Genomic DNA, 26,823 nt, shown 5'->3' with positions numbered 1-26,823 from the left:
GACCATGGAGCGATCCACCGCCGCTGTGAGGGAGCCGCCCATGTCCTGTGAAGCCGACGCACCCGCCGTCGAACACCTGGACGTCCTGATCGTCGGCGCCGGGATTTCCGGCATCGGCGCCGGGCATTATCTGACGACCGGACTGCCGGACAAGAGCTTCGCGATCCTGGAGGCGCGCGCCGGTCTCGGCGGTACCTGGGACCTGTTCCGCTACCCCGGCATCCGGTCGGACTCCGATCTGCACACCTTCGGCTACGAGTTCAAGCCCTGGCGGGACGCGGAGTCGATAGCCGACGCGCCGCGCATCCTCGCCTATCTGCGCGAGACCGTGCGCGAGAACCGCCTGGAGTCCCGCATCCGCTACCACCACAAGGTGCTGGGCGCCTCCTGGTCGAGCGAACGGGCGCGCTGGACGGTCGAGATCGAGCGCACCGACACCGGCGAGCGCACGACGCTGACCTGCGGCTGGTTCTTCTGCGCAATGGGCTACTACCGTTACGACGCCGGGTTCACCCCGCACTTCGAGGGGCGGGAACGTTTCCGCGGGCGGGTCGTGCACCCGCAAGCGTGGCCCGAGGACCTGGACTACGCCGGCAAGCGGGTCGTGGTGATCGGCAGCGGCGCCACGGCGGTCACCCTCGTACCGTCCATGGCCCGCACCGCCGCACGGGTCACGATGGTCCAGCGCACCCCGTCGTACATCATGCCGGTGCCCCGCGAGGACCCCATCGCCAACGCACTGCGCAGACTCCTCGGCGACCGGCGCGGCTACGCGCTCGCCCGGCGCAAGAACATCGCCCGGCAGAGCGCCGTCTGGTCCTTCTGCCGGCGGCACCCGAAGGCGGCGCGCCGGATCATCCGCTGGGTCAACGCCCGGAAACTGCCCGCGGGCTACCCTGTCGACGAGCACTTCAACCCGCCGTACGACCCCTGGGACCAGCGGCTGTGCGCGGTCCCGGACGGAGACCTCTTCCAGGCCATCAGGAACGGCAGCGCCTCGATCGTGACCGACCGGATCAGCACCTTCACCGAGAGGGGCGTCCTGCTGCGGTCGGGCCGCGAACTGGAGGCCGACATCATCGTCACCGCCACCGGTCTGAACGTACAGGCGCTCGGCGGCATCCCGATGACCGTCGACGGCACCGCGGTCCACCTGCCCGACACCATCGCGTACAAGGGCATGATGCTCTCCGGCGTCCCCAACCTCGCCTACGCCATCGGCTACACCAACTCCTCCTGGACCCTGAAGGTCGGCCTGCTCTGCGAGCACTTCTGCCGCCTGCTGGCCCACATGAGCACGCACGGCTACGACAGCTGCCGCCCCGAACCCGCCGACCCCGCCATGCCGACCCGGCCGTTCCTCGACTTCGGCGCAGGCTACATCCAGCGCGCCGTCGACCAGCTGCCCCGGCAGGGCGACCGCATGCCCTGGCTGACCTCCACCGGCTACCGCGACGACGTCAGACTGCTGCGGTCCGACAGCGTCACCGACCCCGAACTGCGCTTCAGCCGGGTCGGCGCCGGCGAACGCCGGGCGGTGGCCCGGTGAACGACACCGAGGACCGCTTCCTCACCACCCCGGCGGGCCTGCGCCTGTGCCACCGCGCCGACGGACCCGCCGGCGGCGTGCCGCTGCTGCTGATCGCCGGGCTCGGCCTCGACCTCGCCTCCTGGCCACGGCCGATGGTGGACGCCTTCACCGGCGGCGGCTTCCGGGTGATCCGCCCGGACAACCGCGACACCGGCCGCTCCGACCGCGTCCAGGCCCCGCCGCCGGGCCTGCTGCGCCAGGCGCTGGCCCGGCCGCGCCCGGACGCCTACGACCTCGCCGACATGGCCGAGGACATCCGTCACCTCCTCGACCACCTCGGCGTCGAACGGGCCCACCTGGTCGGCATGTCGATGGGCGGCGTGATCGCGCAGACCCTCGCGGCCCGGCACCCGCACCGGGTCGCCACCCTGACCTCCATCTTCTCCACCACCGGCAGCCGGAAGGTCGGCCAACCCGCGCTCTCCACCCTGATCCGCATGGCCAAGCGCCCCGCCAGGACCCCCGAGGAAGCGGTGACCCGGCACCTGGCGCTGCTCGCCCACATCGGCTCCCGCGTCTTCCCGCCCGACGAGGCACGCGAGCGGGCCTGGGCCGGCGCGGTGTGGCAGCGCGGCCGGGACCAGCGGGCCCACCAGGGCGTCGCCCGCCAGATCGGCGCCATCCAGGCATCCGGCGACCGCACCGCCGAACTGCGCCGGATCACCGCCCCCACCGTGGTCGTCCACGGCACCAGGGACCCCATGGTGCACTCGAGCGGCGGCCGCGCCGCCGCCGCCATCCCCGGCGCCCGGCACGTGGAGATCACCGGCATGGGCCACCACCTCGCCCCCGGAGTCCTCGACCGGCTCGTCGCCCTGACCACCGACCTCGCCCGCGCCCACGGCGCCGCCGTCACCCGCACCCGGACCGAGGAGCCCGCATGAGTGCCGTCACCGGCGCCGGCTCCGGCATCGGCCGCGCGATCGCGGCCGAACTCGCCCGCCGCGGCGCGCGGCTCGCCCTCAGCGACATCGACGGCACCGGGCTCGCCGAGACCGCCGCCCAGGCCGAGTGCCTCGGCGCCGAGGTGCACACCGCGCGGCTCGACGTCGGCGACCGCCCGGCGGTGGAGCGTTACGCCACCACCGTCGCCGAGCACTTCGGGGTGGTGCACCAGGTGTACAACAACGCCGGAATCGGCGGAGGCGGCGGCACCGTCCTCGAAACCGACTGGAGCGTCTACGACCGTACGATCGCCGTCGACCTCTTCGGGGTGGTGCACGGCACCAAGGCGTTCCTGCCCACCTGATCGCCTCGGGCGACGGACACGTCGTCAACGTCTCCAGCCTCAACGGGATCATGGCGCAACCCACGCTCAGCGCTTACTGCGCCGCCAAGTTCGGGGTGCGGGGCTTCACCGAGACGCTGCGCACCGAGATGCTCGCCGGACGGCACCCCGTGCGGGTCAGCGTCGTCCACCCCGGCGGTGTCCGGACCAACATCGCCACCGCTGCCCTCGACGCGGCCCGCGGCCAGGGCATCGAGATCCCCGCCCGGCAGCTCGCCCGCGCCCGCGTCTACAACGACAAGCTCCTGAAGATGCCCGCCGGGCAGGCCGCCGCGATCATCGTGGACGGCGTGGAGGCCGGCCGCCCGCGCATCATGGTGGGCCGCGACGCCCGCCTCGCTGACCTCGTCGTCCGGGCCTTCCCGCGTCTGTCACCGAAACTGACCGTGCTGTTCGAACGCCGGATCTTCGGCAAGGTGTGAGGGCGGGCAGGTGTGGCCGGCGTGGCCCGTGGTGGTCGTCACGGCGAGCAGGGAGGTGAGGACGGCCTCCTCGACGGCGTCCAGCACCGCCTGGAACAGCGGGCTCAGGGCGGCGTCCGGGCGGGTGGTGAAGGCGAGGGCGTAGTCGCCGCTGCCGTGGCTGTACGCGGCGCCGGTCCGGGCCGGCGTGAACACGGCGCGGCGCGCGACGCGGGTGAGCCGACGGGCGTCGAGCGGGGCATCGGTGGCGAAGACGGTCACGCAGGAGCCGTTCTCCGTGGCCGGTCCCGGTCCGCCGGTCAGCCCGAGAGCGCGTAGGGTGAGAGCGCGGCCCAGCTCCCGCAGCGTGCCGCCGAAGTTCGCCTGCACCAGCGCCCCGACCGTGTACGGCCGCCCGTCCAGGTCCGTCGTACGGGAGGACGTGCCGATGCCCGCCTTGAACCCCAGGGCGCCGGTCCCGGTGCCCGCGCCGGCACAGCCCTCGGCCACCGGACCGCCGGACGCCGCCGCCAGCGCGGCCCGCACATGCTCCGCGCGCACCGGGCGGGCGCGGATGCCGGACAGGTAACCGTCGTCGCACTCGCCGACGACCGGGTTGAGGCTGCGCACCTCCCCGCAGCCGGGCTGTTCCAGCATCCAGCCGACGAGGGCGTCGGCGACCCGGGACGCCGACCGTTGCCGGTGAACACCCCGGCGGGCAGCGGCGCGCGGGGCCGACGGCGTCCGGCACCACGGTGGTCACCCCGCTGTGCACGTCCGGGGGCGGCGTACGGTGGCGTGCCCGACCCGGACACCCGGCACGTCGGTGATCGCGTCGAGCGGTCCGGGCGCGAACTCCCCGATGACGATGCCCAGTTCACGGGCCCGGACCCGCCGCCCCGCACGGGAGTGTTCCGTGGGTTCCAAGGACCGGACGGTACCGCCGCGGGGCAGGGGCGACGGCACCCCCGTAGCCGCCGCCCCGCGGCATGATCGTGCTATGGACGGACACGCACTGTCAACGATCGTTTTCGGCTAGTCATTCGATCGTTGAATCCCCACGTCAGCGCTCGTTGCCCCAGCGAGGACCGCCGAGACCTCCGCCGTCGCGATGCTGACCCTGCGGCTGTAGCGTTGCAAAGCAAGTGGCGCGGTGTGGCGGCGCCAAGGCGGACCTGCCCAAGGTCAAGCGCGGGCCGGGCCCGCTAGGGTCGAGAACATGACGACCCTCGCCGGCACCGCCTTCGACTCGCTCCGTCTCGACGCCGTGCGCGACCAAGAGGAACTGCGCCGGGCCTACCCGCGTCCCAGTGACACGTCCGTGCGCAAGCAGATGACCGAACTCACCGAGCAGACACGGCGGTTGATCGGCTGCTCCTCGCTGGTCTTCATTGCCAGCGCGGACGCCGGGGGCAACTGCGACGTCTCCCCGCGCGGCGGCCCCGCCGGGTTCGTCACCGTTCTGGACGCGCGGACGGTGGCGATCCCGGACGCCACCGGCAACAAGCGTCTGGACACCCTGAAGAACGTCATCGCCACCGGACGGGCCGGGCTGCTGTTCGTCATACCGGGACGCACCACGACGCTCAGGGCGAACGGCCGCGCCTGCGTCTCCACCCGCCCGGAGCTGCTGTCGCGGCTGACCGCGGTGGGCAAGCCGCCGGCCAGCGCGCTGGTGGTGGGGATCGAGGAGGTCTACCCGCACTGCCCCAAGTCGCTGCTGCGCAGCGGGGCCTGGAAGCCGGAGCAGTGGCTCCCGGCGGACGCCCAGCCGACCTCGGCCGAGGTGACGCTGGCCCAGCTGCGCATGCCGGAGCTGACGATCGCCGACATCGAGCGGGCGGAGGCGGACTCACTGAAGTACCGGTACGAGTAGGATCCGGGCCGCGCGCCGGGGCCCACGGGCCGACTCGACCGGCTCGTCAGGTCACGTCCCGCACGACGCATGACCGGGGCGGGGCGGCGCAGGGCACCGCCATCGCGGAAGGAGAGGGCAGAGGATGGCAGACGATCAGATCGGGGCGCCGGACAGCACCGCGGTGCGCACCGCGCTCTGGCGGGCGATGCACCTCCAGGTGGACCCGCCGCCGCACGTACTCGAGGACGACATCGGGCTGCGGCTCGCGGCCCCGGACGACGGCTGGCGTGAGCGGCCGGACATGGACCCGGTCGGCACCAGGGCGTTCCGGGCGGCCATGGTCTCCCGCGCCCGCTTCATCGAGGACCTGGTCGCCGAGCAGGCCGGCCTCGGTGTCACCCAGTACGTCATCCTGGGCGCCGGCCTGGACACCTTCGCCCAGCGCAATCCCGAACTCGCGTCCCGGCTGCGGATCTTCGAGGTCGACCGGCCCGGCCCGCAGGCATGGAAACGCCACCGGCTGGTGCGGCTCGGCTACGGCGTCCCCGACTGGCTGCACCTCGTGCCGGTCGACTTCGAGGCCGACGAGTCCTGGTGGGAGCGGCTGATTGGCGCCGGGTTCGACACCGGCCGGCCGGCGGTCGTCGTCTCCACCGGCGTCAGCATGTACCTCACCAAGGACGCCACAGCGGCCACCTTGCGCCAGATCGCCGCGCTCGCGCCAGGTTCGACGCTCGCCATGAGCTTCCTGCTCCCGGCCGACCTCCTCGACGCCGCGGACCGGCCCGGCCTGCGCGCGAGCGAGAACGGCGCACGGTCATCCGGGACCCCCTTCATCAGCTTCTACACGCCCCAGGAGATGCTGGCCCTGGCCCGCGAGGCCGGACTCGCGGACCCGCGGCACATCTCGGGAACCGCGCTCGGCGACCGCTACTTCGCCGACCGCGCCGACGGACTGCGCCCATCGAGCGGCGAGGACCTGCTGCTGGCCACGGTCAGCGCGTCGGGGTCTCGCTGACCGACAGACCGACAGACCGACAGACCGACAGACCCGCAGGCTGACAGGCCGGCGACCGGAAAATCGACAGATCGACAGACCGACGAGTGCGACATCCCCGTCGCCGCCCGCCCGGTCGGCCATGGCGCCGATGAGCCGCGCGTCGCCGGTCGGCGCCGCCGTGGACCGCGTGCGCCCGGTCGCCGCGCGCAGCGGGACGGGCGCGAGGGTCGTCCCGGCGGAGAGGGCAGGATTCGAACCTGCGTGGACCCCTGGGGGTCCGACCTTGAGACGAGCTCAGTTGGTCCCCGATCAGCCGCTCCGGGCACCTCTCCTCGTTCCCGGCTTCGGGGCGGGGCCCCTCGCCGTTCACAGGGAAGAGATTCGCAGGCGGCGCTGACGGGCGGCTGACGGCACCCTGATGGGGTCTCTACTCCGTCCGGGTTCCAGCCAGTTGATATGTGTATCGGCCACGAGTGTCACAGGAATGTCTCAGGAAGAGGTGCCCGGCAACCGGGGCGGCGGGGCTCCTGTCTGGATAGTCGCAAGGCCCGCTCACCGGGAGCGGGTCTGGTCCCGAGGGGGAATTCGATGCGCGTCCAGAAGATCTCGATGCTCGCTGTCGCCGGTGTGGCTCTCGGCCTGTCGCTCACGGCCTGCGGCGGGAGCGGCTCCGACAGCGCCGCGCCCTCCTCGTCCGCGCCCTCCTCGTCCGCCTCGTCCACCGCCACGCCGTCCGGCTCCGCGGCCTCCGCCACCAAGGGCGGCCAGGGCTCGGCCCACACCACGTCGGCAGGCACCGCGAAGAAGTCCGGTGTCAGCTGCACCAACCAGATCGACTACGCCGGTGACCCGCGGTCGAACGCGGAGATCAACAGCATCGGCGAGAAGACGGGTCACTGCCCGGTGCCGGAGAAGGGCACCAAGCCCTCGGGGACTCCGAAGAAGCCCGGTGTCAGCTGCACCAACCAGATCGACTACGCGGGTGACCCGCGGTCGAACGCGGAGATCAACTCCATCGGCGAGAAGACCGGTTACTGCCCGGTGCCGGAGAAGGGCACCAAGCCCTCGGGGACTCCGAAGAAGCCCGGTGTCAGCTGCACCAACCAGATCAACTACGCGGGCGACCCCCGGTCCAACGCCGAGATCAACTCCATCGGCGAGGAGACGGGCTACTGCCCGCCGGTCCAGCACTGAGTTCCGCCCGGCTCCGAGCCGGGGCAGGACCCGTACGAGCATGACCGCCGCCCGGCCGGGCGGCGGTCTTCGTCGTTTCCGGGCACGGCGCCGGTGCCGCCGTCAATTCCGCTTGACCGGGTCCCTGGTTCAGGTGCTTGCGTGAGCTCCTGCGCTTATCCGGTGTTCCGGCAGAAAATAATCAACTCAACGACACCACCGAACTGGAGCAATACATGCGCCGTACCCGGATCGCCCTGCTCGCCGCACCCAGTGCCCCGCCCGCGGCAAGCGCCTCCGCCGGCACCGCCGTCGCGGCGGACGAGGGTGATGCCGTGGCGCACAGGACGCGACCGGCGCCAGACCTGACCGCGCGCCGCCCCGGCCACCGCATCCGCCCCGCGCTCGGCTGCGGCTCGCGCACCGCGCTCGGCTGCGGCGTTTCCGCCTGAGCCCCGGCCGCCCCCTTTCGCTTCACACCCGCGTCCACCCGCTTCCACACCTTGGAGAACCTGCACACATGCCCGCCGAACTCGTCGTCATGGGGCTGGGGCACGTCGGGCTGCCGCTCTCCCGAGCCGCGGTCTGCGCCGGCCTGGCGACCGCGGGGTACGACGTCTCCCGCCCGGTGGTGACCGGCCTGGCCGAAGGCCGCTCGCACGTCGGCGGGGTCGGCGACGCCGATGTCGCGGCCATGCTGGGCGCGGGCTTCCACGCCACCGACGACCCCGCGGTCCTGGACGGCGCGCAGACCGTGGTGATCTGTGTGCCCACCGGACTCACGGACAAGGGCCTGCCCGACCTGTCCGCCGTCGAGGACGCGGCCGAAGCCGTCGCCGCCCGGCTGAGCCCCGGCACGCTGGTCGTCCTGGAGTCCACCAGCTATCCGGGCACCACCGAGGACGTCGTACGCCCCTTATTGGAGCGCGGCAGCGGACTGCGGGCCGGCGAGGACTTCCACCTGGCGTACTCCCCGCAGCGCATCGACCCCGGCAACCCGATCTGGGACGTCCGCAACACCCCCAAGGTCGTGAGCGGGTACACCGCGCTGTGCGCCAAGTACGCCGTGGCGTTCTACTCCCGCTTCGTGGACCAGCTCGTCGTCGCCCGCGGCACCCGCGAGGCGGAGATGGCCAAGCTCCTGGAGAACACCTACCGCTACGTCAACATCGCCTTGGTCGACGAGGTGGCCCTGTTCTGCCATGAAGCGGGCATCGACATCTGGGACGTACTGCACTGCGCCGCGTCGAAACCTTTCGGCTTCGCGCCGTTCAGCCCCGGACCCGGCGTCGGCGGCCACTGCATCCCCGTCGACCCCCGCTACCTGGCCGCCCGCGCGGAGTCCCAGGGCTTCGCCTTCCGCACCCTGGCAGCCGCCCAGGACGTCCTGAGCCGGATGCCGGACCATGTCGTGGACCGCGCCCTGACCCTTCTCACCGAAACCGTCGGGCACCCCGTGGGCGCACGGGCCCTGCTGCTCGGCGTCACCTACAAACCCGACGTGGCGGACACCCGCGAGACACCGGCCCGCCAGGTCGCCGCGGGACTGCTCGCCGCCGGCGTCGAGGTGTCGTACCACGACCCGTACGTCCCCGAGTTCACCGTCGGCGGGGCCGCGCTGCCCCGCACCGAGGACCTGCGGGACGCCCTGGACCGGGCCGATGTGGCCATCCTGCTCCAGGACCACGCCTGCTACGCGCGTCAGACGCTGGGCCAGGCCCGCTGTGCCCTGCTGGACACCCGCGGCAAGGCCGTGGGCAGCAGAGTCACCCTTCTCTGACTCCCCTGGACTTCCCCCTCCCGCCGGCCTCGCCCGGCGCATCACCGGCCGGTCCGGAACCGGCCCCCCAGAGCCCGCGCACCGGCACCGCCGTGCGTGGATGCGGCCCTGCCCAAGTGCCGCAGTTCAGCACCGCCGTAACACCCATCGGAAACAAGGAGAATCAACATGAGCACCGCTGCCGCCAACGAGCGACTGGTCAAGCGTTTCGACAAGTGGGACACCGACGGCAACGGGGTCCTCGACGCCGCCGACTTCCAGAGCGAGGCCGCGCGCATCGCCCAGAACCTGGGCAAGGACGCCGACTCCCCGGAGGTGCAGGAACTCCACGCCGCCTTCACCGGGCTGTACGAGTACCTCGCCGACAAGGCCGGTGTCGGGGCCCGTGGCACCATCAGCCGCGAGCAGTTCCTCGACGCCACCGGGGAGATGCTGTTCAAGGAGGGCGAGGCCAGCTTCAACCGTGTCCTGTCGCCCATCGTGAAGGCGCTCATCCGCCTGTGCGACGAGGACCACGACGGCCAGATCGACGCCCGCGAGTTCCAGTCCTGGCTGTCCGGTGTCGGCGTGCCGCTGTCCGAGGCCGGCCTGGCGTTCCAGAAGGTCGACAAGAACGGCGACGGACGGCTGTCCGAGGACGAACTCCTGGAGGTCGTACGCGACTTCCACTTCGGCCGCCTCGAGGTCGAGCTGCTCGGCTGACCCGGCCGGACCGACTCCGCTCCGGTGACACGGGGTGGCGCCGCCGGGCTCAGCGGCCGGCGCCACCCCGTGGGCGGCAACACCGGTGAGGAGGCGAAGGCCGGACCGGTCACACGTGGGCCCCTGAACCCGACCTCGGGTCCAGGGGCCCACGCACGCGGTCAGACGGCCTGTGTGAAGGTGACGGCCAGCTCCGGCCGCAGTCCCAGGTCCCGGCCGCTGACCGGGCGCTCGGCATGGATCAGGATGTTGTAGTGGTTCGGCAGATGGCAGGCGTCGAACCCGAGCACCGTGCCGACCACCGTGTCCCCGACACGCACCAGGTCGCCCCGGTCGATCACCCCGCCGCACGCCAGCTCGGCGAAGCCCAGGAAGCCCACCCGGTCGATCCGGGCGCCGGGGCGCGGCTCCCACTGGTCGGTGGTCACCAGCTCGTGCACCTCACCACGGCGCACACAGCGCGCCGCGTGCTCCTCCACCCGCATGCCCCGGTCCGTGCGCTGGTGCACCAGCACCTTGACCAGGGTGCCGCGCACCACCCGCTTCGGGCCGTCCTCCGCGGGGTTCACCGGCCCGCCTCCGCCACCGGGGCCGCGGGCCGGGCGCAGCCGTAGGCGGCCTCCACCAACTCCAGCGCGGGCAGCCCCCCGTGCGCCCCCGGACCGGCGTCATCGCGCCCGTCCACGAGCGCCGCGAACTCGCCGAGGATCGCCTCGTACTCATGCCACAGCGACCCCTTGAAGGCGGTGTGCCCGTCGAGCATGTCGGCGGCAAGGACCTCCCCGCCGGCCAACTCCACCTCCACGTCCTTGAGTTCACCGGGGTACGACCAGTCCAGCTCGACCTCGGCCGTCGCGCCGGTACGGCCGCGCAGGCCGATCGCCGCCCGGCGGTCGACGCCCCGGCCGTCGCGTTCGAGCACGCACCCGGTGACGGTGAGGTCGCCGAGCAGCAGCCGGACCACGTCAAGAGCGTTGGGTCCGTTGTCGGCCAGACAGCCCCCGCCGCAGCGACCGGGGTCCAAGTACCAGTCCTCGCCGCCGAGATGCTCCTCGATGCGCTCCAGGTACCGCACCCGGACCGAGCGCACCTGCCGGCCCGCGATCCGGCGGGACAGGTCGCGGACGGCCGTGTTGTAGCGCCGGTGGAACGCCGTCATCAGCGGGACCCCGGCGCGGCGTGCCAAATCCACCAGGACCCGCCCCTCGGCCGCGGTCAGGGCCAGCGGCTTCTCCACGCACACCGGAACACCGGCGTCGAGCGCGTCCCGGCACACGGGCAGATGGACGTCGTTGGGTACAGCCACGACCAGCGCGTCCGGCCGGGCCCCGGCCAGCAGCGTGTGATGGTCGCGGAACCGGGCCGCCGGGCCGGAATACCGCTCCAGCGTCTGTGCGCGGGCGTCGCACACCGCGGCCAGCTCCCACTCGGGGAGCCGTTCGGCGGCGGCCAGGTAGTAGGGGGAGATGGCGCCGAGACCGATCACACCGAGACGCAGGGGACGGTTCACGAGCGGCCTCCGAGCAGACCGAGGCCGGCCAGTTCGTCGTACAGGTGCGGCGGCAGCGGGATGCCGTCGCGGCGCCGTTCGGCCGCGCGTTCCGCCTCCCACCAGCCCGGATAGCGCACCGGTTCGCCCGCGCGCACCGGCGGGCAGTCGGTGAGCGCGCCGAACAGGGACCGGGTCGCGCCCGCCACGTCCGCGCCGGGGCGCAGCACCTGCGGGGCGATGGCGAGCAGGAAGAAGCCGATGTCGTCGTCGCTGCCGTGCGGTCGGCCGTCCCCCTCCAGCGCCGCGGGGGCGGGTCCCACGGCCGCGCCGGAGACCACGGCGGCCAGCAGCTCCACGGCGATGCCGAGTCCGAAGCCCTTGTGGACACCGGCCCCGGCGCTCCCGCCGAGCCAGCGCAGGAAGGCCTCGCCGCGGTCGAAGGCGGCCGGGTCGGTCACCGGCTCGCCCGCCGCGTCCTCCAGCCACTCCGCGGGCACCGGCTCACCGCGCCGGGCGGCGACGCGGACCTTTCCGGTGGGCGCGACCGTGGTGCTCATGTCCAGCAGGAACGGATGCCCGTCGAGGGCGGGCGCGGCCACGCTGAGCGGGTTGGTGCCGAGCATCGCGACGGCGCCGCCCGGCGGCCGGGCGATGCGTTGACCACCGCAGTTGCTCGCGACCACGCCGATCATCCCTGCGTGCGCGGCGCGGGCGGCGTGGAACCCGGCGCACCCGAAGTGGGTCGCGCCGCGGACCGACACCAGGCCGATTCCGTGCCGCGCGGCGCGGGCCACGGCGTCGTCCATGGACTCGGCCGCGGCCCACAGGCCGAGCGCCCTGTGCGCGTCGACGACCGCGCAGGCGCCCAGGTCGGTGAGCGTCTCCGGTTCTGCCTTCGGATCGCAGCGGCCGGAGGCGAGCAGCGGCAGGTAGAGGCGGCCGAGGTTGAACACACCGTGGGAGTCGAGCCCGGTCAGGTCGCCGTGGAGAAGCGCGTCCGCGGCGAGGCGGGCCCGCGCGGCGAGGATGCCGTGCCCGGCGAACAGGGCGGTGAGCGCGGTGTGCAGCTCGGCGTGGTCGACCAGGACAGGGGTGCGCTCGGCCGCCGCTCGGTGGGCGGGGGGTGCCGTCATCCGGATTCCTTAGGGGATGGGGGATGGTTCTGTAGGGGTGGGCGGTTCGCTACCGGGCGGTTCGCTCTCGGGTGGTTCTCCGCGGCTCGGGACGCCCCGCCGGCGGTCGTTCCCCGTCCGCGAAGGACGTGACGAGCCGGTGGATCACGCGGGCGAAGTCCTCCAGATCGGCGAGGTCCACGAACTCGCCGGGCGCGTGGGCGCGGTTGGCGGCCAGCGAGCCGGGGCCCAGTACGGCGGTGAACGCGTCCGCCAGGCCCGCGGCCCAGACGGCGTCGCAGGTGAAGCCGGGGTCGTCGGTCGCCGGCCGGGCTCCGGCACCGGCCAGCAGCGCCTCGGCCCACGGGTCCCGGTTGTCCAGCGCGGGCAGCCCCTGCTTGTCCCAGCCGAGCCGGGTGACGCGGCCCGCGTCCCGCGCGGTACGGGCGAATTCCCTCACGGAGCCGAACAGTTCGGCGAACCGGTCGAGGCCGTCGGTGAGCTGCCGGGTGACCGCCGCCTTCAGCCGGTCGCCGTCGGCGGTGGTGCGGTACGACAGGTTCAGCAGCAGCGTGCCGGTGCCGTGGACCCGGTTGTGGGTGTGGCCGGTGTGCAGTCCGGCGACGCAGACCCGGCCACCGGGCACGGTCCCGTCCAGGCGGGCGGCGAGATGCTGGGCGAGGAAGCCGAGCAGCACACTCGCGTTGTGCCCGGCGTCCGGGTGGTCGTCCACCGCGTCCTCGCCCGCCACCGTGATCCGGGCGGTCATGGCGGCCGTCGCCCGGGGCAGCGCGCGCAGCCCGGTCGGCTCGCAGAACACGTTGAGCCGCCCGTGGTACCCGGCCTCCATCAGCGGGCGGGTGCCGTAGGTGCCCAGGGCGCCGCCCTCCTCCCCGGCGACGGCCTGCACCAGCACGGTGACGTCCCGTCCGACGGCCGGATGCGCGGCGGCGGCCGCGAGCCCGGCGAGCAGGGCGACCGCGGGCCCCTTGGCGTCGACCGCGCCCCGCCCGGTGAACCGGGCGCCGTCGAAGACCGGCGGGGTGTGACCGGCGACGGTGTCCAGGTGCACGTTGAACATCACCGTGTCCGCGCGGGCGCGTTCGGGCCCCAGGCGCAGCAGCAGACTGGGCTGACCGGCGAGGAAGCGCGGATCGCGGGCGGCGGCGCGCACCGTGGCCGGTACGCCGGGCCGGTCCAGGCAGCCCGCGGGCGGCGCGGCCAGCCGTACCGTGCGGAACCCGGCTCCGGCGGCGGCCGTCGCGTACCGCTCCAGGAGCTGCGGCAGCCGGGACGGCGGGTCGTCCGGTCCGGCCTCCAGCGGGTTGACGCTCGGCAGGCGCAGCAAGTCGAGAAGGAGCGCGCGATACCGGTCGGTGAACACGGCGCTCACGCCGGGCCGTCCGGGAGCTTGTCCAACAGCGTGACCAGTGCCTGCCCGGCCCGCACGAAGAGGTCGGCGGCGTCCGCGCCGGCCCGGACCAGCCCCTCGTGGGGCCGCACGGCGAGGTGCGGTTCGAGGGAGAGCGCCCCGCGGTAGCCGTGGGCGGCCAGGATCCGCAGGCACTCGGCCACCTGGGCGGCGCCCTCGCCGGGCAGCGTGTAGGCGGTGGAGCCGTCCGGCAGGCGCACGGCGTCCTTGATGTGCACGTGGGCGACGTACGGCGCGAGTTCCCGCAGCATGGCCGGGGCGTCGTACCCGTAGGGGACGCCGTTGCCGATGTCGAACAGCAGGCGCAGGGCGGGGCTGTCGACGGCGCGCAGCAGGCGCTGCGCGCGGTCGGCCCGGTCCCCGGCCCAGCCCGCGCAGTTCTCGTGCACCAGCACCAGGCCGGCGCGCGCGGCCCGGTCCGTGAGGACGGCGATGCGGGCCAGCGCGCGGTCGGCCCATTCCCGCTCCGGCAGGCCGTCGTTCGGGTACGACATGATCCGCACCAGCCGGCAGCCGAGGGCGGCGCACCGCTCGGCGAGCACGTCCAGCTCGGCGAGGTCCGGGCCGGTGCCGCCGGTGACCGGACGCGACCAGTTCCCGATCCGGGACGCCACGGCGACCACGCTGACGCCGTCGTCCGCGAGGCGCCGGGCGAGCGCCCCGAAGGCGGCGGGGGAGAGATCGGCGAGCGCGGTGCCGTCGACGTTGCGCAGCTCGACGGCGCTCCAGCCCAGGCGTCGCAGGGCGGCCAGTTGACCGTCCGCGCCGGGCGCGGCCTCGTCCCCGATGCCGGCCAGCGGCCCGAAGCGGGGAGCGGTGACGGGTCGCGAGCTCATGTCAGCGGCTCTCCGCAGGCGTCTGAGGAACCCTGGGGGGTGGTACGACGGCACAGCGCTCGCGCGCCGCGCACAGCAGCCGGGCCGTCGCGCACGCGAGCGGGAAGTTCAGGGCACCGGCCGTCCCGGTGGCGAAGCCCCGGTAGGCGTCCTCCAGGAAGCCGGTCAGGGCGTCGTCGCGGAAGACGTGGTGCGCGGGCCCGGTGTCCGGCCCTTCGACGACCAGTTGGGCGTGGTCGTCGTCCTCGCTCAGCGGGAAGTGCGCCGTGGCCGTACCCCCCTCGAACGCGCAGACGACGCTGCGCTGCCGGACCGCCGCGCCGAGGTCCGAGCGCAGCAGGGTGGTCACGCCCGACCGGTGCTCCAGCTCGACATGGGCGCCGCCGAGGCGGGGCAGTACGCGGTCCTCGCAGCGCAACTCCCAGCAGCCCGCCGCCCGCAGCTCGGCCGGACCGGCCAGGTCCAGGGCGAGCGCCAGGGAATGGGGGAGCTCCACGTCCAGCGCGGTGGGGTGCCCGTCGGTGGTCAGAGACCGCAGGAAACGGGGCTTGTGCTGGTCCACGGTGATACGGCGCAGCGGGCCGAGCGTCTCCTCGCGGACCAGCCGGCGCAGCCGGGCGGCGAGCCGGGAGCCGGTCCAGTGCGCTACGACGACCATGTCCAGCCCCGCCCGTTCGCGGAGCCCTACCAGGGCGTCGAGTTCGGCCGCTGAGGCGGCGAGGGGTTTCTCCACGATCAGCCGGCGCACCCCGTAATCGGCGAGCCGCGCGATCACGTCGTACCGCTGCCGGGGCGGAGTGCACACATGGGCCACCGTCGCGGCGGGCTCCACCCCGGCCAGGGCCTCCTCCAGGCTGCCGAAAGCCGTGAGTTCACCGGCCGCGCCCGCCCGGGCTCCGGCGCGCGGGTCGCAGCCGATCACGGGCAGGGCGACCAGGGGCGCACCCGTGGCCGCGGTGCGCCGGGCCAGCCGGGCGAGGGTCTTCAGATGCAGCCCGGATCCGGAGCGGCCGAGCCCGACCACGAGGGGCTGGAGCACGGAGCCTCCTGGGAAAAGGAAAAAAGGGGAAGGAGAACCGGGGGGCGCGCGAACGCCGGTCGCGGTTCGCCGCACGGCGCGCACAACCCCGGTGCGCCGCCCGACTATTGCCGCCCGGCGCGGATAGGGTCAAGCGATCCGGAACGCCGTTACCCACAAAGTGTGAAGATGATCCTTTCCTTTCTCCGCCTGCGGAACGATCCGACTAACGTGGCCGTTCCACAGAAACGACGGGACGGGTGAGAGTTTGCCTTCCAGTGGACAGCTCCGGGCGCCGGCCGGGGGTGCGGAACCGACCCCCGAGGGAACGGCCGAATCGATTCCCTTCTTCTCCCAGGCCGCGACTTTCGAACAATTGTGGCCGTCCATCGAAAAGGCGTTGGACGACGTTTTCGACAGCGGAAAATTCAGCCATGGAAAACAGGTCGGACAACTGGAGACGGCCCTCGCGCGGTACACCGGCGCCCGGCATGTGATCGGCGTCAACAGCGGTACGGACGCCCTGGTGTTGCTGCTGCGCGCCTGCGGACTGCGCCCCGGCGACGGGGTGCTGGTGCCGGCGTACTCCTTCTTCGCCACCGCCTCTGCGGTCGTACTCGCGGGCGGGCGCCCGCAGTTCGTGGACATCGACCCGATGACCTACGCGATGCACCCCGAGGCGCTCGACGCCGCCGTCACCCCCCGCAGCCGGTTCGTGATGCCGGTCCACCTGTTCCACACCATGGCCGACATGGCGGCCGTCTCCGCCGTCGCCCGGCGGCACGGCCTCACCGTCGTCGAGGACAGTGCCGAGGCGATCGGCATGCGCCGCCGGGGAATCCACGCGGGCCTGCACGGCAGGGGCGGCGTCCTGTCCTTCTTCCCCTCGAAGACGCTCGGCGCGATCGGCGACGCCGGAGCGGTCCTCACCGACGACCCGCAGATCGCGGACACCGTCGCGGCCCTGCGCCACCACGGCAGGGGCGGTCGTACGCTGAACGACTTCCCGGCCATCTCCACCGAGAGCGCGCTGCCGGGCGCCAACAGCAAGATGGACGACATCCAGGCGGCCGTGCTGCTCGCCAAACTCCCGCTCCTGGAAGACCACATCGCGCGCCGCGCCGACCTGGCCGCCGCCTACACCGCCCGGCTGCGGGACCTGCCCGGCGTCCTCCGCCTGCCGCGGGCCACCGCCGAGACGCCCGGCGACCGCGATGTGCACTACGTCTACCTGATCGAGACCGAGCACCGCGACGCCCTGGTCGACCACCTCGCCGGCCAGGGCATCGGCACGGAGGTCTACTACCCGCTGCCGCTGCCCCACCAGCCCGTCTTCGGTCACCTGGGGCACCGGCCCGGCGAGTTCCCGCACGCGGAGGCCGCCGCCCGCCGGGCCGTGGCCCTGCCCTTCCACCCCGATCTGCGCCCCGGCGAACTGGACCGCGTCTGCGACACCGTCGGCGCCTTCCTCGCCACGACGAGGACCACCGCATGACCACCACGCCCGCCACCACCGTCCCCTTTTTCCCGCCCGACCTCTTCGAGGCCGGCCGCGCCGAACTGATCGCCCTGGTCCGCGAGGTGGGCCTCGATCCGGAGCAACGCTTCATCCTGGGCGTGCGCACCACCGCCTTCGAGGAACTGCTGCGTGCCGACCTCGGCGCCGCCGACGTGGTGGCCTGCTCCAGCGGCACCTCCGCGCTGTCCCTGGTGCTGCGCGCCATGGACATCGGCCCCGGCGACGAGGTGATCGTCCCCGCCTTCGGCTGCGCGCCGCTCGCCTCCTCGGTCGTCGCCGTCGGCGCCGTCCCGGTCTTCGCCGACATCCGCCCCGACACCATGACCATGGACCCGGACGACGCCGAACGCCGCGTCACCGTGCGGACCAGGGCCGTGATGCCCGCCCACATGTTCTCCGTGATGGCCGACATGCCCCGCTTCGCCGAACTGGCCCGGCGGCACGGACTGCGCCTGCTGGAGGACTCGGCGGTCGCCCAGGGCGGCGTCCTGCGCGGAGTGCCGGCCGGGCTGTGGGGCGAGGCGGGCGTCTACTCCTTCGTCCAGGTCAAGGCGGGCGGGATGCCCGGCGAGGGCGGTGTGGTGATCACCCGTGACCCGGCGCTCGGCGAGCGGGTGCGGATGCTGCGCAACCACGGCCAGCGTCCCGGACAGCGGTTCGTCCACCACGCCATCGGCGTCAACAGCCGCTTCGACGAGATCCAGGCGGCCTTCCAGACGCACCGCTACGCCGGATTCCCCGTCCGTCTCGCCCGCCGGGCCGAGATCGCCGCGTACTACACCGAGCGCTTCACCCCGCTCGCCGACCACGGGGTGACCCCGCCGCCGCCCGACCCCGACGGCCGCTGCTTCTACGTGTACACGGTCCTCGCCGCCGACCGGGAAGCCCTCGCCGCCCATCTGGCCGCGCACGGCGTGGCCAGCCACGTCTACTACCCGAGCCCCCTGCCCGCGCACGCCGCCTTCGCCCCCTACGCGCCACCCGGCGCCCGCTGGCCCGCGGCCGAGGAGGCCGCCCGCCGCCATCTGTCGCTGCCGGTGCACCACCTGCTCACCGACGCCCAGGTCCGGCAGGTCGCCGACCTGGTGTGCGCCTTCGCGGCGGGGCACGGCTGACCGGCGGCGGCCGCCGGTGCGGAGCGCCACGGCCGCCCGCCACCACGGCGCCCGGCCGGGCGCGCGTACCGGTGACACCCGGCGGCCGACCGCCCCGAGCACCGTCACAACCGTCCGCCCGTGGCACACCACCAGCCCGTTCGGCACCCAGCGCACATCCCGGCCTCCAGACCCACCCGCGCGCCCCACCCCCCGGCGCCGACCACCTCTCCCACCGACCAGATCCGAAAAGGCCCCATGACCGACAGCATCGTGGCCGGCCGTCCCACGGCCACCGCCCACGCTCCCGGCAGGCTGCGCACCTACGCGCGGCTCGGCAAGCTGGACGTGTACGACTACTACCTGGGCATCTTCCTCGCCCTGACCGCCGCCCTGTTCCCGCTCGACGCCTTCACCGCCCGCGAGGCGCTGGTCCTCGCGCTGTTCCTGGGCGGTGAGATCGCCGTGCTGATGGCGATGGTCGCCCTGGACGACGTCACCGGGTTCCGCGACGGCAGCGACCTCGCCAACTACGGCCCCGACAACCCCCTGCGCAGCAAGGCACGCAAACCCCTGGTCGCCGGGGCGCTGACGGTACCCCAGGCGCTGCGTTTCGCCTGGACCTGCGCGGTGGCCGGGGCGCTGCTGTGGGCGGGCGCCGCCGCGCTCGCCCCGCACCGCCCGCTGTGGGCGCTCCTCGCCGCGGGCGCGTTGTTCGCGGTGTCGCTCCAGTACTCGTACGGTCTGAAGATCAGCTACCACGGTTTCCAGGAGGCGTTCCTCGTCGCCCTGGGCGCCGTGCTGGTGATCGTCCCCTACGGCCTGCTGACGGGCGAGTTCGCCGGGTTCCTGATGGTGCAGGCGGTGCTGTTCGGGTTCGGCCCGCTGATGTTCGGCGTCTACTCCAACACCAACGACGTCGAGGGCGACCGGGCCGTGGGCCGCCCCACCGTCGCCGCGCTGGTCTCGGAGCGGGGCAACGCCGTCTTCGTCGGGGCGCTGTCGGCCGTCGAGTTCCTCATCGGCGCGCTCGCCTCGCTCGCCGGCGCGGCCCCCTGGTGGTTCGTGCTGCTGATGCTCCCGGCGACCGCGCTGCGCACCCGGCAGTACCTGACCGGCTTCGTCCGGGGCGACATCATGAGCGCCCGCCGCACCGGCTTCACGGTGCACCGGCTGAGCGTGGTGCTGATGACCGTCGCCAACGTCCTCGTCGGATGGGGGGCCACCCGGTGACACCCGAACTGGACGTCGCCGTCGTCGGCGCCGGCATCGCCGGACTGACCGCCGCGCACGAACTGCGCCGCGCCGGACTCTCCGTCCGCGTCTACGAGCAACTCCCGGACGTGGGCGGCCGGATGCGCAGCCTGCGCCACGACGGCTGGACCGTGGACACCGGCGCCGAACAGGTCGCCTCCCACGGCTACCGCGCCACCTGGGAACTGCTGCGCCGCCTCGGCGCCACCGCGGCCGACGTGCCCCGCGTCGGCGGCGGAGTGGCCGTCTGGCGCGGCGGGCGCGCCCGTCCGGGCGTGGGGGAGCGCACGGCCGTCCTCACCGGCGCCGGACTGTCCGCCCGCGCCCGCCGCGACCTGGCCGCCTTCTCCGCCTGGTCCGGCCGCCGCCGCGCCGCTTTCGACGGCGACCACCCCGAACGCACCCCGCTGGGCGCCACCACCGTCCGCGAGGCGACCGCCCGCTACCACCGCGACCTGCACGACTACCTCTTCCAGCCGGTCGCCGGCTGCTTCTTCGGCTGGGACACCGCCCGCTCCGCCGCCGCCCCCCTGGTCAGCCTGCTGCTGGAGGCCGGTTCCCCGACGAGCTGGCGCACCTACCGGGAGGGCATGGACTTCCTCGCCCGCCGGCTCGCCGCCGACACCGACGTCGTCACCGGACGCACCGTGCGCGAGGTCGTCGACGAGGGCGGCCACGCCCTGCTGCGCTGCGACGACGGCGAGGTCAGGGCGCGCGCCGCGGTGCTCGCCGTCCCCGCCCCCGCCGCGGCGGCCCTGCGCCCCGAACTCCCCGCCGATGAACGGCCGTTCCTCACTGCCTGCACCTTCACTCCGATGCTGAAGGTCAGCTGCCTGCTGGACCGCCCGCTCGCCCCGGCCGCCCGGCGCCCGGTGCACATCCTGCTCACCCCGGCCGCCGGGGAACAGATCCTCTCCGGCGTCGTCGTGGACCACGCCAAGGACCCCGGCCGGGCCCCCGAAGGGCGCGGCCTCGTCACTCTCGTCGCCGCACCGCCCCAGGTCCCCGAACTCCTGGACGCCGACCCGGACGCCGCCGCCGACCTGCTCGTGCACGCGGCCGAACGCTACGTCCCCGGCATCGGCGCCGCCCGCCGCCACCACTTCACGCACGGCTTCCGCCACGGCCTGCCGGAAGCCACCCCGGCGGCCCTCGCGCAGCGCGCCGCCTTCCTCGACCGGCCGGTGCGCGCCGTGGAGTACGCCGGCGACTGGGTGATGCTGCGGCCCGCGTCCGAAGGCGCCGTCCGCGCGGGCGCGCTCGCCGCGTCCCGCGTCCTGAGCAGGCTGGGCCGTCCCCGCCCGGCAGGCCCCGACCGACTGGAGAAGACCGTTGCGACCGCATGACATGGGCACCCTGTTCGACGAGGCCGTGGCGGACGGCGCCCGCACCGTGTTCCACCTCGACCGGCCCCTCGACCTCGCCCCCGACGCCGGAACGCGCTGGACCGTCACGGAACTCGCCGACCTCGTCCGCGTCACCGCCACCCGGCTGGCCGCCGCCGGGGTGCAGCCGGGCGACCGGGTGGCGATCGTCAAGGACAACCACTGGGACTACGACCTGCTCGCCTGCGCCGCCGTCCGCGCCGGCGCCGTCCCCGCACTGCTGTCCGCCCGGCTGGAGCCGGAGACCCTGCGCACCCTGCTGGAGCGGCTGCGCCCGGCCGCGCTCGTCACCACCTCCGAACTGCTCGCCCACTGCGGGGCCGCGAGCCCGCCCCTGCGCGTCACCCTGGACGCCGCCGCGCCCGGCGCCGTCCACCTCGCCGCGCTGGACGCCTCCCGGCCCCGCCCCCCGGTCCGCCGCCGTGACGACGACCCCCTCGTCATCCACCACACCTCGGGGACCACCGGAGTGCCCAAGCTGGTCGTCCACTCCACCCGCACCCTCGTGCACAAACTCGCCCGTTTCGAGGCGGTGCGCTACCCCGGTATCGGCATCCGCCGGGACGACATCCTGCTCAACGCCAGCGCCTACGCCCACGGCCGGACCTTCTGCTGGACGGCGGTGGTGCTTTCGACCCCGCCCGCCGAGGTCGTCGTGCTCACCGGCGACGACCCGGACACCGCCGACCCGCTGCTGCGCGCCCACCCGCCCACCGTCGCCGAGGCCCTGCCCGCCACCTACGTCCGGCTGCGGCCGCTCACCACCCGCCTCGACAACCCCTTCCGGCGGGTCCGCCTCTACATCAGCACCTACGACGCCGTACACCCGCCGGTGCTGCGCGCCTACCTGACGGCGACCCGGCACGCCCGGCCGCTGTGGATGCAGGGCTGGGGCCAGACCGAGACCGGCCCGCTGACCTTCCGCTTCCACACCCGGCGTGCCGCGCTCGCACCGGACGCGAAGTCGACGGCACGGCGGCTGGGCCGTCCGGTGCCGGTCCGGACCCGGCTGCGCGCGGTGGACCCGGACACCCTGCGCCCGGTGCCGCGCGGCCGCCCCGGGCTGCTCCTGGCGCGCACCGCCGCCCTCGCCCTGGGCTACCTCGACGAGGACGAACGCTGGCAGGCCAAACGCGTCGGCGACTGGTGGTCCACGGGCGACATGGGTGTGCTCCACCGCGACGGCAGTGTCAGCGTCCTGGACCGCGAGGTCGACAGCCTGCCCGGCCTGAGCTGCCTGCGCACCGAGGACCTGCTGGAGGCGCGGCTGCCCGAGGCCCTGGAGTGCGTGATCCTCGGGGCCGCCGACGGCGATCCGCTGCCCGTCGTGGTCACCGCCGACGGCCGACTGGACCCGGCCGTCTGGAAAGAGGCCGCGGACGGTCTGCCGGCGCTGCGTGAACCGGCCGTCCTCACCTGGGACGACGTGCCCCGCACCGGCACCGGCAAGGTCCGCCGCGCCGCGCTGGCGCGCCGCCTCACCGGCACCGGACCCGCGGGCACCGGCCGCTGGACCTGACGGACGGCACCCCCGGCCCGGCCTGCTCCGTTCCGGGTCGGGCCCGACCTCCCGATGAAAGGAACCCCCTCATGGCACCGCCGGCCCCCGCCCGCGCGGTCTTCGGCAACGGCACCGCGCACAGCCGCGACCAGCACCGCTGCCTGGAGGCCGCCTACGATCCGGTGACCCTGCCCCGGCTGGCCGCCGCCGGGGTCGGACCGGGCTGGCACTGCCTGGAGATCGGCGCGGGCGGCGGCAGCATCGCCCGCTGGCTGGCGGAGCGGGTCGCGCCGGGCGGCTCGGTGCTCGCCACCGACCGCGACCCCCGCGACCTCGCGCCCGGCCCGCGGCTCGCGGTCGCCGCGCTCGACGTGGCCCGCGACCCGCTGCCCGAGGCGGCCTACGACCTGATCGTGGCGCGCCTGGTGCTCCAGCACGTGCCCTCCCGCGACGCCGTCCTGCGCCGGCTCGTACGCGCCCTGCGGCCCGGCGGACTGCTCCAGATCGACGAGATCGACGCGTCGTACGAGCCCCCGCTGCTGACCCCGGACGCGGCGGCCGAGGAGCTGTACACCCGCTTCCTGCGGGCCAAGTCGGCCGCGATGCGCGCCGCGGGCGGCGACCCGCACTGGGGACGCAGGGTGCCGGCCGCCCTGCGCGCGGCGGGGCTCACCGCCGTCGACGTCCATCTGCACATCGGCGTCCGCCAGGCCCACGATCCGGGACTCGGGCTCCAGTTGAACCACACCCGCAACCTCCGGGGCCGGCTGGTGGAGCAAGGCATGACCGACGAGGAGCTGGACCGGGTGGGGGAGTTGATGCGGGACCCGACGTTCCGCGCCGCCTCCAGCGTCTTCTACTCGGTACAGGGCCGCCGGCCCGGCGGGGAGGACCAGTGAGCCCTCGTACTACCGCGCGCCCGGCAGTAGCCGCCGCCGTGGCCGACCGGTTGCTACGCCACACCGCACCGGCCGCCCCGCAGGCGCGCGCCGGCCTCGACTGGGCCGGCCCGGTCGGCATGGACCTGCCGGACGAGCGTGCCGTACAGGCCGCCTGTGGGCTCATGCACGTCCATGGCCGGGCCACCGGCGGGCCGGCCCCGCTCGCCGTCGACTACGCCTCGGTGGTGGCCGGGGTGCTCGCCGCGCAGGGCGTCACCGCCGTCGGGATCGGCCGGGCCCGCGGGCTGGACCTGCGCGAGGTGCGGACCTCGGTCGCGCAGGGGGCGTTGCTGGCGGTCGGCCAGTACCTCGCCGCCGCGACGGCCCGCGCGGGCGACGGCCCGCCGGAGCCGACGGCCGGACCGGAGCCGTACGGGGGCGGCCTGGCGACCCTGGAGACGTCCGACGGAGCCCGCGTCGAGCTGGAGACCCTCGACCCGCTGGCCTGGCGGGAGTTCTGGGCCCGGCTCGGCGTGCCGTCCGCCCCGGCCGGGCGCGGCTGGCTGCCCTTCCAGCAGCGGTTCGCGACCGCCGTGTGCCCGCTGCCGGAGGAGCTGCGCGCGGCCGTCCGCCGCCGGACCCTGCCGGACCTGCGGGCCGCCGCGCACGACACCGGCGTCAGCCTCCTCACCCTCGGCGCCGACCCCGCCCCGGCCGTCCACCCCGACCCCTGGCGGCTCACTCCGGCCCCGGCCGTTTGCCACGCCTCCTGGCGGCTCGGTCCCGCCCCGGAGCGTCCGGTGACCGCCGGGCCCGAGCCCTGGTCCGGCGACGTCCCGCGCCTCCCGCTCGCGGGCCTTCGGGTGGTGGAGTCCACGCGCCGGGTGCAGGGCCCCCTCGCGGGTCACGTCCTCGGGATGCTGGGCGCCGAGGTGATCCGGATCGAGCCGCCGGGCGGCGACCCGATGCGCTGGCTGCCACCACTGGCCGGGGACACCTCGGCCCGGTTCACGGCGCTCAACGCGGGCAAGCGGATCGTCGAGGCCGACCTGACGACCGCGGCGGGCCGGGAGACGGTGCGCGCGCTGGCCGCCGACGCCGACGTCTTCGTGCACAACTGGGCCCCCGGCAAGGCCGCCCGGCTCGGCCTCGACGCCCCCGACCTGCTGTCCCCCCACCCCGCCCTGGTGTACGCCTGGGCCTCCGGCTTCGGCGACACCCTCGGCGACCGGCCGCCCCTGGGCACCGACTACCTCGCCCAGGTGCACAGCGGACTCGCCGCCGCCGTACGCCCGGACGACGAACCCCCGGCGCCCTCCCTGATGACGCTCACGGACGTACTCGGCGGACTGGTGTGCGCGCAGGGCGTGCTGGCCGCGCTGGCGGACCGGGAACGGACCGGACGGGGCGGCCGCGTCGACTCCAGCCTGGTCTCCGCGGCCGCCCTGATCCCGCGCCCCGCGCACCGCGTCCGCTTCACGCCGCTGGACCGCCCCCTGCGCACCGCCAACGGCCACCTCTGCCTCGGCCCGGAGGCCCGCGCGCACCCCGAGACGGCGCACCGCCTGCTGGACCGCGCCGACGGGACCTCCCTCACCACCGAGGAGTGGACGCACCGCCTGGCCGAAGCGGGCCTGACCGCCACCCCCGTCCTCACCGACCTGTCCGCGCTGGTGGACGACCCCGCCTTCAAGGCGGCCGTGGTCCCACCGGATGCGGCCCTCGGTCACGCCCGTCCGTACGTGCCTTGGGAGTTCGCATGACCATCGTCCCCGCCACCCTTCCCGCGGCCCGTGGCGGGCGTCCGGTGTGGACGTCGCGTGCCGGTGTGGCCTTTCCCGATCTCGTGCCGCGGGCGCGGCGTCTGGCCTGGGTGCGTCAGGGGCTGTGTCCGGACGCCGACCTGTACACGCTGTTCACCGGGCGGGTCCGCGCACACCCCGACCGTGCCGCCGTGGTGGACGACGCGGGGACGCTGAGCTACGCGGCCCTGGGTGCCGAAGTCCGCCGTATCGCCGCCTTGTTCGCCCGGTCCGGCCTCGCCGCCGGGGACGTGGTGGCGCTGCGGCTGCCCGACGGGCGGGACGCCGTGGCCGCGGAACTCGCCGTGTACGCGCTCGGCGCCGTCGCCCTGCCCCTGCCCCCGAGCGGCGACGACCGCGATACGCGGGCCCTGCTCGCCCGCTCCCGCGCCCGCGCCGCCGTCCTCGCCTCCGCACGGCAGACCGAAGCGCTGACGGACCTGCCCCATCTGGTCACCGTGTACGTCCCCGGCCCGGACCAGGAACGCGCGCTCGGCCTGCACCCGCCACGGCCCCAAGACCCCGAGCCCTGGCGGCCGGGGCCGGTCGACCCCTACGGGCCGGCCCGCATCCTCGTGTCGTCCGGCTCCGAGACCGAGCCGAAGATGGTCGCCTACAGCCATCACGCCCTCGCCGGGGGCCGGGCCCGCTACGTCCGCGCCCTGCACCCGGACCCCGCGGTGCCGCCCCGCCACCTCGTGCTCGTGCCGCTGGCCTCCTCCTTCGGCTCCCTCGGCACTCCGGTCACCGTCGCCGTCCTGGGCGGCACCCTGATCGTGGCACCGCGATTCGACCCGGCGGGCGCGCTGCGGCTGATCGCCGAGCACCGGCCCACCCACCTGTTCGCGGTGCCCACCATGCTGCGCCGCATCGCCGACCTGCCGGCCCGGCCGGGCGAGGACACGTCGTCGTTGCGCGCCGTCGTCTCCAGCGGTGCCGCTCTGCCGCCGGCCGTCGCCGAGGCCTGCCGCCGCCGCTTCGGCCGCCCCGTGGTGACGGTCTACGGTTCCTCGGACGGCGTCAACTGCCATACGGCGGGGGAGAGTCGGCCCACGGGGGACAGCGTCGGCACTCCCGACCCCGAGGTGGCCCGTATCCGGATCACCGGCCCCGACGGCACCCCGCTGCCCGCCGGGGAACACGGCCAGATCGAGGCGCTGGGCCCGATGACCCCCCTGTGCTACGTCAACTCGCCCGAGTTGAACGCCCGTTACCGCACCCCCGACGGCTGGGTGCGCACGGGTGACCTGGGCCGCCTGGACGAGCACGGCAGGCTGCACGTCCTGGGCCGGCTCAAACGCATCGTCGTCCGCGGCGGCCTCAACATCAGCCTCGCGGAGGTGGAACACGAGCTGGCCGGCCATCCGTCCGTCGCCGAGGCGGCCTGCGTCCCGGTGCCCGACCCGGACCTCGGGGAACGCCTGTGCGTCTGCGTCCGCGCGGCGGCCGGCACCCCCGCGCCCACGCTCGCCGGCCTCACCGCCCACCTGCTGGCCCGCGGCCTGGGCCGCCGCAAACACCCCGAACTCCTGCTCCTGGTGGACGAGATGCCCCTCGGCCCCACCGGCAAGATCTGCTACCGGACGCTGACCGCCCGCGCGGCCCGGCTGCACGCCCCGGCCCGCACGTAGTCCGGGCGAGGCTCACAGGCACGCGCGGCCGCGCCGGACGACGTGGCGTGCGGCGACTTCCCGTCTCCGTCCA

Annotated in this window: 22 protein-coding genes, 1 tRNA gene and 2 pseudogenes; 17 read left to right on the top strand and 8 right to left on the bottom strand. The window is 74.4% G+C overall.

Annotated elements, in window-relative coordinates; translation table 11 throughout:
* The first annotated feature begins 40 nt into the window (after positions 1-40).
* The 3 genes and pseudogenes from ACE4Q9_RS01675 to ACE4Q9_RS01665 form a co-directional block, all read left to right on the top strand.
* Positions 41-1,549 (top strand): flavin-containing monooxygenase, encoded by a 1,509-nt coding sequence (locus ACE4Q9_RS01675; protein WP_397982388.1) that lies wholly within the window; start codon positions 41-43, stop codon positions 1,547-1,549.
* The gene (locus tag ACE4Q9_RS01670; protein WP_397982387.1) at positions 1,546-2,475 is read left to right on the top strand and encodes an alpha/beta fold hydrolase; all 930 of its coding nucleotides are present in this window, start codon (positions 1,546-1,548) and stop codon (positions 2,473-2,475) included. Before ACE4Q9_RS01675 ends, ACE4Q9_RS01670 begins: the two co-directional genes overlap by 4 nt.
* Positions 2,472-3,125 (top strand): annotated as a pseudogene (locus ACE4Q9_RS01665) (SDR family NAD(P)-dependent oxidoreductase); the annotation flags it as partial. The gene ACE4Q9_RS01670 and the pseudogene ACE4Q9_RS01665, both read left to right, overlap by 4 nt.
* A gap of 125 nt (positions 3,126-3,250) precedes the next feature.
* On the opposite strand, the pseudogene ACE4Q9_RS01660 reads toward ACE4Q9_RS01665, so the two are convergent.
* Positions 3,251-4,207: pseudogene (locus tag ACE4Q9_RS01660) on the bottom strand (P1 family peptidase).
* Between the two features lie 292 nt (positions 4,208-4,499).
* On the opposite strand from ACE4Q9_RS01660, the gene ACE4Q9_RS01655 reads away from it, so the two are divergent.
* Positions 4,500-5,156, top strand: coding sequence for an MSMEG_1061 family FMN-dependent PPOX-type flavoprotein (locus ACE4Q9_RS01655; protein ID WP_397982386.1), 657 nt, complete (start codon positions 4,500-4,502; stop codon positions 5,154-5,156).
* 124 nt (positions 5,157-5,280) lie between these two features.
* A complete protein-coding gene (locus ACE4Q9_RS01650) occupies positions 5,281-6,156 on the top strand; it encodes a class I SAM-dependent methyltransferase (RefSeq protein WP_397982385.1) in 876 nt (291 codons plus the stop codon).
* Between the two features lie 218 nt (positions 6,157-6,374).
* On the opposite strand, the gene ACE4Q9_RS01645 is transcribed toward ACE4Q9_RS01650, so the two are convergent.
* Positions 6,375-6,470: transfer RNA gene (locus tag ACE4Q9_RS01645), tRNA-OTHER, on the bottom strand.
* Positions 6,471-6,726: 256 nt separating this feature from the next.
* On the opposite strand from ACE4Q9_RS01645, the gene ACE4Q9_RS01640 reads away from it, so the two are divergent.
* The 4 genes from ACE4Q9_RS01640 to ACE4Q9_RS01625 all read left to right on the top strand — a co-directional run bounded on the left by ACE4Q9_RS01640 (position 6,727) and on the right by ACE4Q9_RS01625 (position 9,793).
* Positions 6,727-7,332: a hypothetical protein gene (locus ACE4Q9_RS01640; RefSeq protein ID WP_397982384.1), complete on the top strand. Its 606-nt coding sequence runs from the start codon at positions 6,727-6,729 to the stop codon at positions 7,330-7,332.
* A gap of 137 nt (positions 7,333-7,469) precedes the next feature.
* Positions 7,470-7,763 (top strand): hypothetical protein, encoded by a 294-nt coding sequence (locus ACE4Q9_RS01635; protein WP_397982383.1) that lies wholly within the window; start codon positions 7,470-7,472, stop codon positions 7,761-7,763.
* 68 nt (positions 7,764-7,831) lie between these two features.
* Positions 7,832-9,091: a nucleotide sugar dehydrogenase gene (locus tag ACE4Q9_RS01630; RefSeq protein WP_397982382.1), complete on the top strand. Its 1,260-nt coding sequence runs from the start codon at positions 7,832-7,834 to the stop codon at positions 9,089-9,091.
* 168 nt (positions 9,092-9,259) lie between these two features.
* Positions 9,260-9,793, top strand: coding sequence for an EF-hand domain-containing protein (locus ACE4Q9_RS01625; RefSeq protein ID WP_397982381.1), 534 nt, complete (start codon positions 9,260-9,262; stop codon positions 9,791-9,793).
* A 161-nt stretch (positions 9,794-9,954) separates the two neighbouring features.
* Here the strand turns inward: ACE4Q9_RS01625 and ACE4Q9_RS01620 are convergent, their stop codons facing one another.
* From ACE4Q9_RS01620 to ACE4Q9_RS01595, 6 genes are read right to left on the bottom strand one after another with little or no spacing between them, the layout of a single operon-like run.
* A complete protein-coding gene (locus tag ACE4Q9_RS01620) occupies positions 9,955-10,362 on the bottom strand; it encodes a DUF6917 domain-containing protein (protein WP_397982380.1) in 408 nt (135 codons plus the stop codon).
* The gene (locus ACE4Q9_RS01615; protein WP_397982379.1) at positions 10,359-11,303 is read right to left on the bottom strand and encodes a Gfo/Idh/MocA family protein; all 945 of its coding nucleotides are present in this window, start codon (positions 11,301-11,303) and stop codon (positions 10,359-10,361) included. Before ACE4Q9_RS01615 ends, ACE4Q9_RS01620 begins: the two co-directional genes overlap by 4 nt.
* Positions 11,300-12,418 carry an Ldh family oxidoreductase gene (locus ACE4Q9_RS01610; RefSeq protein ID WP_397982378.1) on the bottom strand — a complete coding sequence of 373 codons (1,119 nt, stop codon included), beginning with the start codon at positions 12,416-12,418 and terminating at the stop codon, positions 11,300-11,302. The genes ACE4Q9_RS01615 and ACE4Q9_RS01610 overlap by 4 nt, the downstream gene beginning before the upstream one ends.
* A 49-nt stretch (positions 12,419-12,467) precedes the next feature.
* Positions 12,468-13,790: a M20/M25/M40 family metallo-hydrolase gene (locus ACE4Q9_RS01605; RefSeq protein WP_397982377.1), complete on the bottom strand. Its 1,323-nt coding sequence runs from the start codon at positions 13,788-13,790 to the stop codon at positions 12,468-12,470.
* Positions 13,787-14,665 carry a sugar phosphate isomerase/epimerase family protein gene (locus ACE4Q9_RS01600; protein ID WP_397982376.1) on the bottom strand — a complete coding sequence of 293 codons (879 nt, stop codon included), beginning with the start codon at positions 14,663-14,665 and terminating at the stop codon, positions 13,787-13,789. The genes ACE4Q9_RS01605 and ACE4Q9_RS01600 overlap by 4 nt, the downstream gene beginning before the upstream one ends.
* A 1-nt stretch (position 14,666) precedes the next feature.
* Positions 14,667-15,704 (bottom strand): Gfo/Idh/MocA family protein, encoded by a 1,038-nt coding sequence (locus tag ACE4Q9_RS01595; RefSeq protein WP_397982375.1) that lies wholly within the window; start codon positions 15,702-15,704, stop codon positions 14,667-14,669.
* Between the two features lie 379 nt (positions 15,705-16,083).
* Here ACE4Q9_RS01595 and ACE4Q9_RS01590 point away from each other — a divergent pair, with 379 nt between their 5' ends.
* The 8 genes from ACE4Q9_RS01590 (at position 16,084) to ACE4Q9_RS01555 (ending at position 26,750) form a co-directional block, all read left to right on the top strand.
* Positions 16,084-17,178, top strand: coding sequence for a DegT/DnrJ/EryC1/StrS family aminotransferase (locus ACE4Q9_RS01590; protein ID WP_397982374.1), 1,095 nt, complete (start codon positions 16,084-16,086; stop codon positions 17,176-17,178).
* Positions 17,175-18,317 (top strand): DegT/DnrJ/EryC1/StrS family aminotransferase, encoded by a 1,143-nt coding sequence (locus tag ACE4Q9_RS01585; protein ID WP_397982373.1) that lies wholly within the window; start codon positions 17,175-17,177, stop codon positions 18,315-18,317. Before ACE4Q9_RS01590 ends, ACE4Q9_RS01585 begins: the two co-directional genes overlap by 4 nt.
* 237 nt (positions 18,318-18,554) lie before the next feature.
* A complete protein-coding gene (locus tag ACE4Q9_RS01580; protein WP_397982372.1) occupies positions 18,555-19,529 on the top strand; it encodes a UbiA family prenyltransferase in 975 nt (324 codons plus the stop codon).
* Positions 19,526-20,896 carry an FAD-dependent oxidoreductase gene (locus tag ACE4Q9_RS01575; RefSeq protein WP_397982371.1) on the top strand — a complete coding sequence of 457 codons (1,371 nt, stop codon included), beginning with the start codon at positions 19,526-19,528 and terminating at the stop codon, positions 20,894-20,896. Before ACE4Q9_RS01580 ends, ACE4Q9_RS01575 begins: the two co-directional genes overlap by 4 nt.
* A gap of 1 nt (position 20,897) precedes the next feature.
* Positions 20,898-22,454: a class I adenylate-forming enzyme family protein gene (locus ACE4Q9_RS01570; protein WP_397987084.1), complete on the top strand. Its 1,557-nt coding sequence runs from the start codon at positions 20,898-20,900 to the stop codon at positions 22,452-22,454.
* Positions 22,455-22,525: 71 nt separating this feature from the next.
* On the top strand, positions 22,526-23,335 hold the full coding sequence (locus tag ACE4Q9_RS01565) for a class I SAM-dependent methyltransferase (RefSeq protein ID WP_397982370.1): 810 nt from the start codon (positions 22,526-22,528) through the stop codon (positions 23,333-23,335).
* The gene (locus ACE4Q9_RS01560) at positions 23,332-25,080 is read left to right on the top strand and encodes a CoA transferase (protein WP_397982369.1); all 1,749 of its coding nucleotides are present in this window, start codon (positions 23,332-23,334) and stop codon (positions 25,078-25,080) included. The genes ACE4Q9_RS01565 and ACE4Q9_RS01560 overlap by 4 nt, the downstream gene beginning before the upstream one ends.
* Complete coding sequence (locus tag ACE4Q9_RS01555; protein ID WP_397982368.1) at positions 25,077-26,750, top strand: class I adenylate-forming enzyme family protein; 1,674 nt, start codon at positions 25,077-25,079, stop codon at positions 26,748-26,750. Before ACE4Q9_RS01560 ends, ACE4Q9_RS01555 begins: the two co-directional genes overlap by 4 nt.
* Positions 26,751-26,823: the final 73 nt, after the last annotated feature.

Origin of the sequence: Streptomyces sp. AM6-12, assembly GCF_044327085.1 — a bacterium.
Taxonomy (GTDB): Bacteria; Actinomycetota; Actinomycetes; order Streptomycetales; family Streptomycetaceae; genus Streptomyces.
The sequence above is the reverse complement of the archived record's forward strand: the minus strand, read 5'-3'. Positions and strand labels throughout refer to the sequence as shown.